This is a genomic window from Aestuariivivens insulae, assembly GCF_022662195.1.
In the GTDB taxonomy this organism is placed as follows: Bacteria; Bacteroidota; Bacteroidia; order Flavobacteriales; family Flavobacteriaceae; genus Aestuariivivens; species Aestuariivivens insulae.
Map to the genome: position 1 here is coordinate 1 of NZ_JAKMCS010000021.1, position 14,754 is coordinate 14,754.

A 14,754-nucleotide genomic window follows, 5' to 3' on the forward strand; every position below is an offset into this window, starting at 1 on the left:
TGGCCCTGCCGCCCTTCCCTGTACTATATATATAATGTCCCTTGGAACGCAAAACCAATCCGTTACTGCGCCCCCACCCCGGCGCTGACCCCGCGTGAGGGATTGAACGGCATGCCTGAGCTCGCCAGGACACTTGGCAGCGAGTAGTGAAAGCCCGGCCCTATTAGGGCACGCCAACTTAATCTTATAAAAAGAAATTATACATACATATATATTGTAAGTGTTTAGTTATACTCTTATCTTTGCAGCCGAATTTTAATTTATATTAATGATACATATAACATTACCCGATGGCAGTGTAAAATCGTTTGACAAAGGCGTTACACCAATGGACGTTGCTAAAAGCATTAGTGAAGGGCTTGCCAGAAATGTAATCTCTGCAAGTTTTAATGATATAAAAGTAGAAACTGTTACTCCTTTGACTACCGACGGAGCTTTAGTTCTTTATACTTGGCGTGACGACGAAGGTAAGACTGCATTTTGGCACTCATCGGCGCATGTTTTAGCTCAAGCCATCGAAGAGTTATACCCTGGGGTAAAACTAACCATTGGCCCTGCTATTGATAATGGGTTTTATTATGATGTTGATTTTGGTGAGCATACGATATCTGAAAAGGATTTTAAAGCCATTGAAAACAAAATGCTGGAGATTGCCAGAGGTAAGCATGATTTTAAAATGCGCTCGGTAAGTAAAGCTGAAGCTTTGGCTTTATATAAGGACAATGAATTTAAAACTGAACTTATAGAAAACCTCGAGGATGGCACTATAACATTTTGTGACCATTCTACATTTACCGATCTATGCCGTGGTGGCCACATTCCTAATACCAGCATTATAAAAGCTGTTAAGGTATTGAGTGTTGCTGGTGCTTATTGGAGAGGTGATGAAAACAAACCGCAATTGACCCGAGTATATGGTATCTCATTCCCTAAACAAAAAGAGCTTACCGAATATTTACAGCTTTTAGAGGAGGCTAAAAAACGGGATCACAGAAAATTAGGTAAAGAATTGGAACTGTTTACCTTTTCACAAAAAGTGGGTCAAGGTCTACCTTTATGGTTGCCCAAAGGTGCCGCTTTACGTGAGCGCCTGGAAAACTTCTTAAAAGCTGCCCAGAAAAAAGCGGGTTATGAAATGGTAGTTACTCCTCACATTGGCCAAAAGGAGCTTTATGTTACCTCTGGCCATTATGCTAAATATGGGGAAGATAGTTTCCAACCTATCCATACGCCTAAAGAGGATGAAGAGTTTTTATTAAAGCCCATGAACTGTCCGCACCATTGTGAAATCTACAAAAGCTCACAATGGAGCTACAAAGATTTACCTAAGCGCTTTGCTGAATTTGGAACGGTTTACAGATATGAACAAAGTGGTGAATTACACGGATTGACCCGTGTAAGAGGGTTTACTCAAGACGATGCTCACTTATTCTGTACACCTGAACAATTGGATAAAGAGTTTAAAAATGTTATAGATTTAGTGCTTTATGTATTTGGTTCTTTAGGTTTCGAGAACTTTACTGCCCAGGTTTCAATAAGGGATCCGAAAGACCCCGATAAATATATAGGTGATGTTTCCAATTGGGAAAAAGCAGAGCAGGCCATTATTAATGCCGCTAAAGATAAGGGTCTCGATTATGTTATAGAAACTGGTGAAGCTGCCTTCTATGGTCCTAAATTAGACTTTATGGTTAAAGATGCTTTGGGAAGACGTTGGCAACTGGGTACTATTCAAGTAGATTACAACTTACCAGAACGCTTCGACCTAAGCTATAAGGGCAGTGACAATGAACTACACAGACCTGTTATGATTCACCGAGCTCCTTTTGGAAGTATGGAGCGCTTTGTTGCATTACTATTAGAACATACTGGTGGTAATTTCCCGATTTGGCTTATGCCTATTCAGGTTAAAATATTGTCACTTAGCGAGAAATATGAAAAATACTCTGAAAAAGTTTTAAATTTGCTAGAAAATCACGAAATTCGCGCCCTTGTAGACCATAGAAATGAGACTATTGGGAAGAAAATTCGGGAAGCCGAAATGGAAAAACACCCTTACATGCTCATTATTGGGGAACAAGAGGAAAATGAAAACAAAGTAACTGTGCGTAAGCATGGTGGTGAAGACTTAGGAATGATTTCTATTGAAGACTTTGCCAAAATAATAAAAGTAGATATTGATAAAACGTTAAAAACGTTTTAAGAAAAATAAGTTTAATTTAAAATTATAAGCCATAGCAATTAGAAGAAGAAGACAACCCCAAAGGGTTAAACAAGAGGATAAGCACAGAATTAACTCTAAAATTACATCGCCAAAAGTAAGAGTGGTTGGCGAGAATGTTGAAGTAGGTATATACAGCATTAGAGAGGCTCTAAGCATTGCCGATGATCAAGGTTTAGACCTTGTTGAGATTTCACCAAATGCAGATCCTCCTGTATGTAAAGTTATGGACTATAAAAAGTTTCTTTATGAACAAAAGAAACGTGATAAAGCCTTAAAAGCGAAAACCAGTAAGGTTGTAATCAAAGAAATTCGTTTTGGACCCCAAACCGATGACCACGATTACGAATTTAAAAAGAAACATGCAGAGAAGTTCTTAAAAGAAGGTGCCAAATTAAAAGCCTTTGTATTTTTTAAAGGACGTTCTATTGTATTTAAAGAGCAAGGACAAATATTGTTGTTACGCTTGGCCCAAGATTTAGAGGAATTTGGAAAAGTAGAGCAAATGCCAAAACTTGAGGGTAAACGAATGACCATGTTTATTGCTCCTAAAAAGTAAAGCGTATTATATAGTATATAAAGTATGATGCTGAAATAAATTCGGCACAAAAGCAATTAAGCGAAATAATTAAAAACTAGGAGAAAACAATGCCTAAAATGAAAACAAAATCTAGTGCCAAAAAACGTTTTAAGTTAACTGGTACTGGTAAGATTAAAAGAAAGCACGCTTTTAAAAGTCACATCTTAACAAAGAAGTCTAAAAAGCGTAAGCTAGCGTTAACTCATACTACTACGGTACATGAGGCCGACGAGAACAATGTTAAATTAATGTTGCGTTTAAAGTAACATTATTTTAACCGGTTAAATTATTTATAAACCCTGGAGTTAGGCAAAGCAATACAAAGTGTCTTTAAATAGACCGCCTACTACAAAAAAAATTAAACAATATGCCAAGATCAGTAAATTCTGTAGCAAAGAGAGCCAGAAGAAAAAAGGTTCTTAAACAAGCAAAAGGTTACTTTGGAAGACGTAAAAACGTTTGGACAGTAGCTAAAAATGCGGTTGACAAAGCGATGCAATATTCGTACAGAGACCGCAGAAACAAAAAGAGAACATTCCGTGCACTATGGATCCAACGTATTAATGCTGGTGCCAGAGAACATGGATTATCTTATTCTCAATTCATGGGTAAATTAAAAGCTAACAATATCGAATTAAACCGTAAGGTTTTAGCCGATTTAGCGATGAACAACCCAGAAGCTTTTAAAGCAGTTGTAGATAAAGTAAAATAAGGCGTATCGCCTATTGTAAAACATATTATTCGCTTAATGTAAAAATCCGATCTGCCTTTGGCGCGATCGGATTTTTTTTTGAATGACATTAAACGCCAAACACAGTTATGACCAAATGTCTGGCTCCACCATAATTTCTGTGTTCACATAAATATATCCCTTGCCAAATACCTAAATTAAGCTTTCCTTTTGTAATTGGAATTTGTACAGAGGCTCCTAATATAGACGATTTAATGTGAGCCGGCATATCGTCTGCCCCTTCGTAAGTATGCTTATAATAATGTGCATTTTCCGGTACCATCACATTAAAATGACTTTCAAAATCTGCCCTAACCGTAGCATCTGCATTTTCATTAATGGTTAAACTGGCCGACGTGTGCTTTATAAACACTTGCAATTGCCCAACATCAATTTGTTTAATTTCTGGAATAGCTTGTAATACTGTTTCTGTAATTAAATGGAATCCTCTTGGATAAGGCTTTAATTGTATTTCCTTTTGAAAAATTTGCATCCTACTTATTCTATATCTGGTACATCATTTGGTAAATTATACTGTGTTTGCAATTGTTTTAGCTCCACTTTCATTGTATTTATTATAGGTTGGTATTCCGTATCGTTGATTACATTCTTAAGCTCTTTAGGGTCTCTTTGCAAATCATAAAACTCCCATGTTGGTGTTGTCTCTTGGTTAGACGAACCATATTTACCCAAGCCCTTTCCATAAAAATAGGCCAATTTGTATCTATTATTTCGTATACCATAATGCGCCGGCCTTTTAGTCTCGTGCAACCAGTATTGGTAATACATATTTTGCCTCCAGGTATCAGGCTTATTTCCCATTAAGTTTTCCCTAAAGCTCTCTCCTTGGATATAGTTGGGTTTTTCAACACCAGCATAGTCTGCTAAAAGGGCTGCAAAATCTATATTTAAAATAATATCGTCAATGCGTTGCCCGCCTTTTAACTCCTTAGGATAGCGTATAACAAAAGGCATTCTTAGCGATTCTTCATAAATTAAGCGTTTGTCAAAAAAACCATGTTCCCCTAAAAAGTAACCTTGGTCTGCAGTATAAATCACTATCGTGTTATCTGCAATACCTGCTTCGTCTAAATAATCCAAAAGCTTCCCTATGTTATCATCTACGGCAGCACCACAACGCATAAAGTCTTTTACAAATTTTTGATATATTTTTTGTCTTAGCCCTATGCTATCCAAACCTTCTCTTTCAAACGGTAACCCAGGATAACTGGTCCAAAATTTATCAGGGTGCTTGTAAGCTTCTTGCCATCTTGCTTCCAGGTTTTCCAATTTTTGGCCAACAAAAGTTCTTCCTCCAGTACCCTTTCCAAAATCCAATAACGACTCTGGCTCTGGAATATCGACATCGCTATACAAGTCTTTAAATCGATCTGGATATTCGAATGGTTCATGGGTTGCTTTAAAATTACACATCATAAAAAATGGTCTAGAAGCATCACGTTGTTTTAGATGTTCTATGGCCAAACCTGTTATCACATCGGTAGAAAAGCCTTTATATATTTTTCCTCCAGAGCCATCATGTCCGTCTTTCCAATTGTCCTTGTTCTTTAGGATAGGATCCCAATACCTTCCTTGACCTGGAAGCACATTAAAATACTGAAATCCCTCTGGTTGCTCTACCAAATGCCATTTGCCAATTAATGCCGTTTGATACCCATGAGCCCCCAAGGTCTTGGCTATATTAGGATGCCCATTAGGCAATGACTCGCGTAATGTATACACTTGATTAACATGACTGTATTGCCCTGTTAAAATACTAGCACGACTTGGTGAGCATATAGAATTAGTACAAAATGCATTGTTTAGCACTATGCCTTCATCCGCTAAGCGCTTAATATTATCATTTTTAACATAATCTTTCAGCAAGCCGCCGTAAATACCCCATGCTTGGGAAGTATGGTCGTCTGAAAGAATGAATAGAATATTTGGTTGCTCTTTTGTTGCTTCTTCTTTGTTTTCACTTTTGCAATTAAAAAATAAAATGACAGATAGTATACAAATTAATCTTGTCCAGGAGTTTTTCATAATAGATATATTTATCAGCTAAAAATACAATTTTCATCCTGTTTATGGAATTATATTTAAACGGGACGCAACCATCCTACAATTCTGCATCTATTAAGTAAATAAAATGAAATAGAAATAATTAATTGGGGCTTTCTAAAAGTGAAATTTTGGTCAATCTGAACTCGTTTACAACGCTTAAAAATATAGATAATCTATTATCTATTGAATAAGACTCTATATTAAATTCAAATTGATAACTATAAGTATCTTTTAGATTACTTCAAACTCACCAAAAACATTAAAAAAACATGAAAAAAAGCATCATTTATTTATTGGCCATTATTCTAGGTATTACTACAAGCTGTTCGGTAAACTCAGATGACAACCAAGACCTACAAAACTATAAAAGCCTTTGGCATTTAAGAAATGTTTCGGGTGGCGTCTCTGGTGTTAATGATGATTTTGAACTGGAAACTATTGTTTGGTCTTTTGATGAAACGACTGCAACATTAACCGTTGAAAATAACAATACCGACGATACCAAAGAAGATGCTCTTGATTCTGGCACTTACAGTTATTCGCTTGCACAGGTAGCTTCCCGAAATTATTTAAGCATTGATGGTACTGAAGTTGGGGAATTAACATTTTCATCCCAAAACACCATGGTTATTGACGAAAACGAACTCTCAACAGGTTCTGCTTCAGATGGGTTTAAATATACCTTCCAACGCACACTTGTTGCCGAATAGTAACGTGTATAACTAAACCGATCATCTATTTAAAACACTGTTTAATATTGTAGACTTCACAGATTTTACTTGAACTGAACTGAGCTGAGTCGAAGTAAAAACCTGTGAAGTCTTTTCTTTGTCATGATTTTGAACCGTAGCCAGCTGTACTTAAAAATTCTGGGTAGAATAGCTTTAAAAGAATTTATAATAATTCCCAAATCACAAAATTCTTAAACAGGCTTTAAGTCTTTTGCTTTTTCTTTCGTGCTGCTGGAAATAGCACATTATTTAAAATTAAGCGGTACCCTGGTGAAGTAGGGTGTAAATCCAATTCGGTTTTAGAATCGCCTACTCTATGTTGGTAGTCTTCTGGATCGTGGCCTCCATAAAATGTAAAAAAACCTTTCCCCCTAATACCGTGGATATATTTGGCTTCTCCATTAGCTTTATTTTCTCCCATTACCAAGACATTAGGTTTTATTTCGTCCCGGGTAAAGGATGTCGTTTGCCCCATAAATCCCTTTATCAAAGCGGTATGGTTCTGGCACAACATGGTAGGTATGGGATCCCATTTTGCCGAAAAATCCATTAAGGAAAAATAATCGGTTGTTTTGGGTACTCTACGCTTACGGGTCATATCGATAGATGAAAACTCGTAAGTAAGTGGGTTTTGTTCCAATATAAAGTTTGTAAAAGCAAATGCTTTACTGTAGTCTATTTTATTCTGATAGGCGGGGTCGCTACCATCACCATCAAACATAGGCTCACAAATATCTACTCCCTCTGCGGCCAATGCAATATCAAAACTATCTGTAGCACTACACATGGCAAACATAAACCCTCCGCCTATTACATAATCGCGAATTTTTTTAGCTACATCCAATTTTTCTAAAGATACTTTAGCGTATCCCAATTTTTCAGCCAAGGCTTCTGCAGCCTTTTTGTCTTCTATATACCACGATTGTGCACGGTAGGCGCCATAAAACTTGCCATACTGGCCCGTAAAATCTTCGTGATGTAAGTGCAACCAATCGAACAATAACAAGCCATCGCTTAGTACCTCCTCATCATAAATTGTTTTATAGGGAATTTCGGCATAAGTAAGTACCATGGTAACGGCATCGTCCCAAGGTTGATTTCCATAAGGTGTATATACTGCTATCTTAGGAGCTTTTTCTAAAACCACCGCTTCCATATTTTGACTCGGGCTGCTAATATCCTCCAGTATACTTTCTGCTTTAGCATTAGAAATGACTTCGAAAGAGACGCCTCTAATTTGACATTCCTTTTGAATTGCCTCGGTATCTGGTAACAAAAACGATCCGCCCCTGTAATTTAGCAACCATTTTACTTTTTGTTGCTTACTTAAGGTCCAATAGGTAATACCATAAGCTTTTAAATGATTTTTTTGACCTTCGGCATCCATTGGAATAAGGATATAGGAAGCGAACGCTTTTATGGAAATGAATAGAATTAATATAACTGAAAATACCTTTTTCAAAATAGCGACCTAACTTTATGAGATTTCCAAGTCGTTTCTCCTTCGAAATGACAAAAATCTATTATTACACCGAAATATACTTAAAATCTATGCTAGGATAAACTATTTAAGAAAATATTAAAACCTTACACATTTAGAATGGCACCTCATCATCATCGCCATTGTTAAACGAGCTCCCGAAGGCTTGATCTGGACTGGCTTTAAAATCATCTGACTTAAATGTGTCATCATTTGCAGCGGCATTCATCTTACTATGGAACTCAAAAGGCGAATCGAAATCATCCAGATTATCAAATTTACCAAGGTGTCCAAGGAACTTCAATCGAATATTTTCCAGTCCACCATTACGGTGTTTGGCGACAATAAACTCGGCTTGCCCTTCGGTTGGAGAACGTTCTTCGTCGTCCCATTCGTCAATCTTATAATATTCTGGTCGGTAAATAAAACTTACAATATCGGCATCCTGTTCGATAGCACCAGATTCACGTAAATCGGACAATAACGGACGCTTACTTCCACCACGGGTTTCTACTGCACGCGACAACTGCGATAATGCTATTACGGGCACATTCAATTCTTTTGCCAAGGCTTTTAAGTTACGCGAAATCATAGAGATTTCCTGCTCCCTGTTTCCTGAGTTGCTACCTCCGGCAGTCATAAGCTGCAGGTAGTCAATCATAATCAATTTTATACCGTGTTGTGATGATAAACGTCTGGCTTTGGCGCGTAAATCGAAAATGGAAAGTGAGGGTGTATCATCAATAAAAAGTGGCGCCTTTTCCAGCCCCTTTACTTTTACATTAAGTTGTTCCCATTCGTGTTTTTCCAGTTTCCCTGTTCTTAATTTCTCTGAAGACAAGCCTGTTTCACTTGAAATTAGACGGGTTATCAGCTGTACAGATGCCATCTCTAAAGAGAAGAATGCCACTGGTATATTTTGATCGACCGCTATATTTCTTGCCATAGACAAGGTTAATGCCGTTTTACCCATACCAGGTCGTGCTGCCACAATAATTAAATCGGAAGGTTGCCAACCCGAAGTTAATTTATCAAGTTTTGTAAACCCTGTAGGAATGCCACTTAAACCTTCTTTATTAGAAATCTCTTCGATTTTCTTTTTTGCCTGAATTACTAAATCTTGTGCCGTTTCACTGGATTTTTTGATATTGCCTTGGGTAACCTCATATAATTTGGCCTCGGCTTTATCCAATAAATCAAAAACGTCCTTGGTTTCATCGTAAGAATCCTCTATAATTTCGTTTGAAATCTTAATCAAACTACGTTGGATAAATTTTTGCAGAATGATACGGGCATGAAACTCAATATGTGCAGAAGATGACACTTTTTGAGTTAAGGAAATGAGGTAAAAATCTCCACCACACAATTCCAGCTTTGCATTTTTCTTTAATTGGCTAGAAACGGTTAATAAGTCTATAGGCTCGCTATTTTCGAACAATTGGAAAATGGCCTCAAAAATATGTTGGTGTGCTTCCTTATAGAAAGCGTCTGAACTAAGAATATCGATAACTTCATCAACCCCTTTTTTATCAATCATCATTGCTCCTAACACAACTTCCTCTAAATCAATTGCTTGCGGAGGCAATTTTCCCTTTTCCAGATTTATAAGTGTACTTTTATCTACTTTATAACCTTGTATTTGGTTGGGTTGTTTCATAACTACGAAAGTAACTAAAAAGAATGTTTGTTTTACTTAATGCGATTTTCTGTTGTCCACCGGTAGTTAACAATTGAACTGTTAACAACTAAAAAATATTGTCGATAACCATAAAAAAATCTGAAGCTAGTACTTCAGATTTTGATTATAGTATGATTTTAAAAGGCTTACCCTTTGAAGACCCCCATGTTGGAATATTTTTCCATACGTTGGTCGACCAATTCTTTTGGTGATAAGTTTTTAAATTCCTCGAAAGACTTCGCTATGGCATTACTCACCAATGCAAATGTTTTTTCTCTATTTCTATGTGCTCCTCCTAATGGTTCTTTTATAATATCATCCACCAACTTTAGCTTCTTCATATCGGCCGCCGTTAACTTTAACGATTCGGCTGCTTGTTCTTTATACTCCCAACTGCGCCATAAAATAGACGAACACGATTCTGGAGAGATTACAGAATACCAAGTATTTTCTAACATTAACACCTTATCGCCCACTCCTATACCTAAAGCTCCACCAGAGGCTCCTTCACCAATAATAACTGTTATAATTGGTACTTTAAGTCGTGTCATTTCCAAAATATTACGTGCTATAGCTTCGCCTTGTCCTCGCTCTTCGGCTTCCAATCCTGGGTAGGCACCTGGGGTATCTAAAATGGTTACTACAGGAATGCCAAATTTTTCAGCAGATTTCATCAGCCTTAAAGCTTTGCGATATCCCTCGGGATTGGCCATACCAAAGTTTCTATACTGTCGTGTTTTGGTATTGTAACCTTTTTGTTGACCAATGAACATAAAACTCTGTTCACCTATTTTACCCAATCCGCCAATCATGGCCTTATCGTCCTTAAAACTTCTATCGCCATGTAACTCTAAAAACGAATTTCCGCAAATGGCCCTAATATAATCTAAAGTATAAGGTCTATCGGGGTGTCGGGACAACTGGACACGTTGCCAAGCGGTTAGGTTTTTGTATATATCTTTTCTGGTTTCTTTTAATTTCTTTTCTATTTGCTTGCAGGTTTCGGTCACGTCTACATCACTTTCTTCCCCTATCACCTTACACTTTTGCAATTGGTCTTCAAGCTCTTTTATTGGAAGTTCGAATTCTAAATATTCCATAAAAAATTCCTAGTTTTTGTTAGCCTACAAATATAAAAACTTTAATCGTCTTAAATCGTCAAGTCCGTTTTCTTTTTAAAGTTTTTGCATTTTTAATTATACCGTTTAGAAGCACCGTACTTATTATTATAGCAGCCCCATAATAAAATGAATCGCTCATTTCTTCTTTCTCTGGAAATAAAATCACCGCTAATATAATGCCATAAACAGGTTCTAAGTTATAGGTTAAAACCACTGTAAAAGGGCTTATTAATTTCATAACATATACGGCAGCTATAAAGGCATATGCTGTACAAATAGATGCCAAAATAAAAAGATACCAAAAGTCTGAACTGCTCAACAAAAAAAACTCTGTTGAAAACCCATCACCAAAAAGCATGATAAAAATCGAAACGAACAACACACCACTTATAAACTCATAAAACGAAATAACGGTAGCGGTATGTTGCTTTAAAAACGCTCCATTTAACACCGCAAACAAAGCTGATAAAAATGCCGATGCTATTCCAAGTATTATACCATATAAATACTTTATCTCACTTTGTGTGATAATATAAACACCTATAGCTACAAATATTCCAAAGAGTATTTCGTACCATATAATTCGTCTTTTATAAACTATAGGCTCTATAAATGAAGCGAAAAAAGCCCCTGTAGAAAACATGGCCAATGCAATCGATACATTGGCTACATCTATGGAACCAAAAAACGTAATCCAATGCAAGGCTATGATAACCCCTGCAATCGAAAATCGCAAAATAGCCTTTGGTGAGACACTCAATTTTACTTTGGTTACTTTTATATAAGCAAACACTAATATGGATGCCATAACCATTCTAAACCATACCAATGGAATGGCCTTAATGGAAATTAACTCACCTAAAATGGCAGTAAAGCCAGCGATGAATACTAAAATGTGAAGGTGCAGATAGTTTTTTAATCTAGCGTTTGGCATTCTTTAGTAGGTATATAGCTAAAATACCAAAAATAAAATTAGGAAACCATACTGCAATAATTGGAGGAAAGTCCGATTGTTCTGCCATTACCCCAAATATTTTATCGAAGAACACAAACACCATAGCAATACATATACCTACCGCCAAGTTAACCCCCATACCGCCTCGTCTTTTAATGGAGGATACTGCCACAGCTATAATGGTTAAAATGAATACAGAAACAGGCAAACTCCATTTTCTGTAAAGCACTAATTTATAACGTCCTATATTGGATGATCCCCTAGCTTCTTCTTTTGCTATAAATTCTCTTAAATCTGAATAACCTTTAGTCTCTGCCGCATAAATAACCGGTATAAGATCATCAACCTCAAACGAAAAGACAGTATCTTTACGCCTTTGCTCTTCAAGGATATCATCTACTTCACCAACCTTGCGCTTAACGTAATTTGTAAGCCTATAAATAGAATCTTCTTCTATATACTTAATACTACTCGCGTCTATTTTATAAACCAGTTTATTATCCTCGAAATGCTCAAAAACAAAATTACTTCCTGTTTTATTTTTAACATCAAAACGGCTTACATAAATAATATCGTTATCATTAATTTGCCTGTATACGTTGGTGTTTTCAACAGCCTTCCTCCCCTTTCTTAAATACTTATAACTAAAATCGTTAAACCCTTGACTGGCGCTAGGGGCAAGATATAACCCCAAAATAATAGACAGTATTGCAACCACAAAAGCCCCCATTAAATAAGGCCTTAAAAACCTAGTAAATGAAACACCAGAACTTAAAAATGCAATTACTTCGGTATTATTGGCCAGTTTAGATGTAAACCATATAACCGATAAAAACAAAAAAAGTGGAAATAATAAATGGGCAAAATAAATGGTAAAATCTAAAAAGTATAGCATTACCTCACCAAAAGGCACTTCATTTTCTAAAATTTTACCAATTTTTTCGGCAAGGTGAACTGTTATTCCAATAGGAATAAACAGCAACAACATCATAAAAAACGTAAACAGATAGCGCTTTAATATGTACCAATCCAGTATTTTCACTACAATCTTTTATCCATTTGTTTTACCATCTTATCTTTCCAAGTTCTAAAATCTCCTGCTAATATATGTTTTCTGGCTTCTCGAACCAACCATAAATAAAACCCTAAATTGTGTATGGTCGCTATTTGTTTGCCTAACAATTCATTAACCGAAAATAAATGCTTTAAATAGGCCTTACTGTATTCGGTATCAACAAAAGTTATGCCCATATCGTCTATAGGTGAAAAATCGGTTTCCCATTTTTTGTTCTTGATGTTAATGGTACCATGAGCCGTAAACAGCATCCCGTTTCTTGCATTTCGGGTGGGCATCACGCAATCGAACATATCAATACCTAACGCAATATTCTCTAAAATATTGATTGGCGTTCCCACTCCCATTAAGTAACGCGGTTTATCTTCTGGCAAGATGTTGCAGACTACATCGGTCATGGCATACATCTCTTCGGCAGGCTCACCAACCGACAAGCCTCCTATGGCATTTCCTACAGCTCCTGCGTTGGCTATATATTCGGCCGATTGTTCTCTTAAGTCTTTATAGGTACTTCCTTGTACTATCGGAAAAAAGGCTTGGTCGTAATCGTATTTTAAAGGCGTTTTCTCCAAGTGGGCTATACACCTATCCAACCAACGATGCGTCATGTGCATGGAACGTTTGGCATAATGATAGTCACAAGGATAAGGCGTACATTCATCGAATGCCATAATAATATCGGCGCCTATACTCCTTTGAATTTCCATAACGTTTTCGGGTGTGAAAACATGGTAGCTTCCATCGATATGCGATTTAAACTTAACCCCTTCTTCTTTTATTTTTCTGTTGGCAGATAAAGAATAAACTTGATAGCCTCCAGAATCGGTTAAAATATTCCTATCCCAGTTCATAAACTTGTGCAGGCCACCAGCTTTTTCTAAAATATCGGTTTGAGGCTTTAGGTACAAATGATAGGTGTTTCCTAAAATAATATCTGGATTGATATCATTTTTAAGTTCACGTTGGTGCACTCCTTTTACCGAAGCCACCGTACCCACAGGCATAAAAATTGGTGTTTCAATAACACCATGGTCTGTAGTAATTGTCCCTGCTCTTGCCTTACTTTCTAGATCTGTTTTGTTTAATTCGAATTTCATACACTTGATTCTCCCGAGGAAGCAAACGTACATATTTTATCCCAAAAAAAACAAACATATTCGCACTACTTAAACCTTTACGTAAAATACCGCATTATTGCTTTGTAAAACACTCATAATAATCTATTTTTGTGGCTTGAAAAATTTAAGAATAATATCATGCCAAACACGCAGTATTTAAATGATTTAACCTCTCAAGTTCGTAGAGACATTCTACGCATGGTTCACAAGGTAAATTCTGGCCACCCTGGGGGCTCATTGGGTTGTACCGAATTTTTTATTTGTCTTTATAATGAAATCATGGATAGAAAACCTGATTTCGATATGGACGGTATTGGTGAAGACCTTTTCTTTTTGTCCAACGGACATATTTCACCTGTTTATTATAGTGTTCTGGCAAGAGCGGGATATTTTCCTGTTGAAGAACTAAACACCTTTAGATTAATCGATTCCCGCTTACAAGGTCACCCAACCACTCATGAAGGCTTACCTGGTGTTCGTATAGCATCTGGATCTTTAGGTCAAGGCATGAGTGTTGCCATTGGAGCTGCACAAGCTAAAAAGTTAAACAACGACGACCATTTGGTGTACTCCTTACACGGTGATGGTGAATTACAAGAAGGGCAGAACTGGGAAGCCATCATGTATGCTTCGGCCAAAAAAGTAGACAACCTTATTGCTACCGTAGATTTAAACGGAAAGCAAATTGATGGGGCTACTGATGATGTATTACCTATGGGTAATATTAAAAGTAAATTTGAAGCTTTTGGTTGGACTGTTTTAGAAATTGAAGCAGGTAATGATATTAAAGCCATCTTAAAAGTTATGGCAGAAGCTAAAGCAGAAACTGGAAAAGGAAAACCTGTATGTGTACTATTACATACCGAAATGGGTAACGGCGTAGACTTTATGATGCATACCCATGCTTGGCACGGGAAAGCTCCTAATGATGAACAGCTCGCGGTAGCTTTGGAACAAAACCCAGAAACATTAGGCGATTACTAAACCATCAAAACAAA

The 14,754-nt window shown here is 36.8% G+C and carries 14 protein-coding genes; 6 read left to right on the top strand and 8 right to left on the bottom strand.

Features of this window, described 5'->3' with window-relative positions; translation table 11 throughout:
• The first annotated feature begins 268 nt into the window (after window positions 1-268).
• The 4 genes from thrS (at window position 269) to rplT (ending at window position 3,513) form a co-directional block, all read left to right on the top strand.
• Window positions 269-2,203, top strand: coding sequence for a threonine--tRNA ligase (gene thrS, locus MR062_RS16635; protein WP_242206358.1), 1,935 nt, complete (start codon window positions 269-271; stop codon window positions 2,201-2,203).
• Window positions 2,204-2,234: 31 nt separating this feature from the next.
• Window positions 2,235-2,780 (top strand): translation initiation factor IF-3, encoded by a 546-nt coding sequence (infC, locus tag MR062_RS16640; protein WP_317235868.1) that lies wholly within the window; start codon window positions 2,235-2,237, stop codon window positions 2,778-2,780.
• Between the two features lie 89 nt (window positions 2,781-2,869).
• Window positions 2,870-3,067 carry a 50S ribosomal protein L35 gene (gene rpmI / locus MR062_RS16645; RefSeq protein ID WP_242206362.1) on the top strand — a complete coding sequence of 66 codons (198 nt, stop codon included), beginning with the start codon at window positions 2,870-2,872 and terminating at the stop codon, window positions 3,065-3,067.
• A 101-nt stretch (window positions 3,068-3,168) separates the two neighbouring features.
• Window positions 3,169-3,513: a 50S ribosomal protein L20 gene (gene rplT, locus MR062_RS16650; protein ID WP_242206365.1), complete on the top strand. Its 345-nt coding sequence runs from the start codon at window positions 3,169-3,171 to the stop codon at window positions 3,511-3,513.
• Window positions 3,514-3,601: 88 nt separating this feature from the next.
• Here rplT and MR062_RS16655 read toward each other — a convergent pair whose 3' ends face one another.
• Window positions 3,602-4,024 (bottom strand): secondary thiamine-phosphate synthase enzyme YjbQ, encoded by a 423-nt coding sequence (locus tag MR062_RS16655; protein WP_242206367.1) that lies wholly within the window; start codon window positions 4,022-4,024, stop codon window positions 3,602-3,604.
• Between the two features lie 5 nt (window positions 4,025-4,029).
• Window positions 4,030-5,577 carry a sulfatase family protein gene (locus MR062_RS16660; RefSeq protein ID WP_242206369.1) on the bottom strand — a complete coding sequence of 516 codons (1,548 nt, stop codon included), beginning with the start codon at window positions 5,575-5,577 and terminating at the stop codon, window positions 4,030-4,032.
• 290 nt (window positions 5,578-5,867) lie between these two features.
• Between MR062_RS16660 and MR062_RS16665 the strand changes: the two genes are divergently transcribed.
• Window positions 5,868-6,308, top strand: coding sequence for a hypothetical protein (locus MR062_RS16665; RefSeq protein ID WP_242206371.1), 441 nt, complete (start codon window positions 5,868-5,870; stop codon window positions 6,306-6,308).
• A 223-nt stretch (window positions 6,309-6,531) separates the two neighbouring features.
• Here MR062_RS16665 and MR062_RS16670 read toward each other — a convergent pair whose 3' ends face one another.
• From MR062_RS16670 to tgt, 6 genes are all read right to left on the bottom strand, one after another.
• Window positions 6,532-7,716, bottom strand: coding sequence for an asparagine synthetase B (locus MR062_RS16670; RefSeq protein ID WP_242206443.1), 1,185 nt, complete (start codon window positions 7,714-7,716; stop codon window positions 6,532-6,534).
• 208 nt (window positions 7,717-7,924) lie between these two features.
• Window positions 7,925-9,466, bottom strand: a complete 1,542-nt coding sequence (gene dnaB / locus MR062_RS16675; protein ID WP_242206373.1) for a replicative DNA helicase — start codon at window positions 9,464-9,466, stop codon at window positions 7,925-7,927.
• Between the two features lie 167 nt (window positions 9,467-9,633).
• Window positions 9,634-10,587: an acetyl-CoA carboxylase carboxyltransferase subunit alpha gene (locus MR062_RS16680; RefSeq protein ID WP_242206375.1), complete on the bottom strand. Its 954-nt coding sequence runs from the start codon at window positions 10,585-10,587 to the stop codon at window positions 9,634-9,636.
• Window positions 10,588-10,645: 58 nt separating this feature from the next.
• The gene (locus MR062_RS16685) at window positions 10,646-11,542 is read right to left on the bottom strand and encodes a DMT family transporter (protein ID WP_242206377.1); all 897 of its coding nucleotides are present in this window, start codon (window positions 11,540-11,542) and stop codon (window positions 10,646-10,648) included.
• Window positions 11,529-12,605 (bottom strand): LptF/LptG family permease, encoded by a 1,077-nt coding sequence (locus tag MR062_RS16690; RefSeq protein WP_317235867.1) that lies wholly within the window; start codon window positions 12,603-12,605, stop codon window positions 11,529-11,531. Before MR062_RS16690 ends, MR062_RS16685 begins: the two co-directional genes overlap by 14 nt.
• Window positions 12,605-13,735, bottom strand: coding sequence for a tRNA guanosine(34) transglycosylase Tgt (gene tgt, locus MR062_RS16695; protein WP_242206379.1), 1,131 nt, complete (start codon window positions 13,733-13,735; stop codon window positions 12,605-12,607). The genes MR062_RS16690 and tgt overlap by 1 nt, the downstream gene beginning before the upstream one ends.
• Before the next feature lie 159 nt (window positions 13,736-13,894).
• Between tgt and MR062_RS16700 the strand changes: the two genes are divergently transcribed.
• Entirely contained in the window at window positions 13,895-14,740 is an 846-nt protein-coding gene (locus tag MR062_RS16700) for a transketolase (RefSeq protein WP_242206381.1), read from the top strand.
• Window positions 14,741-14,754 lie beyond the last annotated feature (14 nt).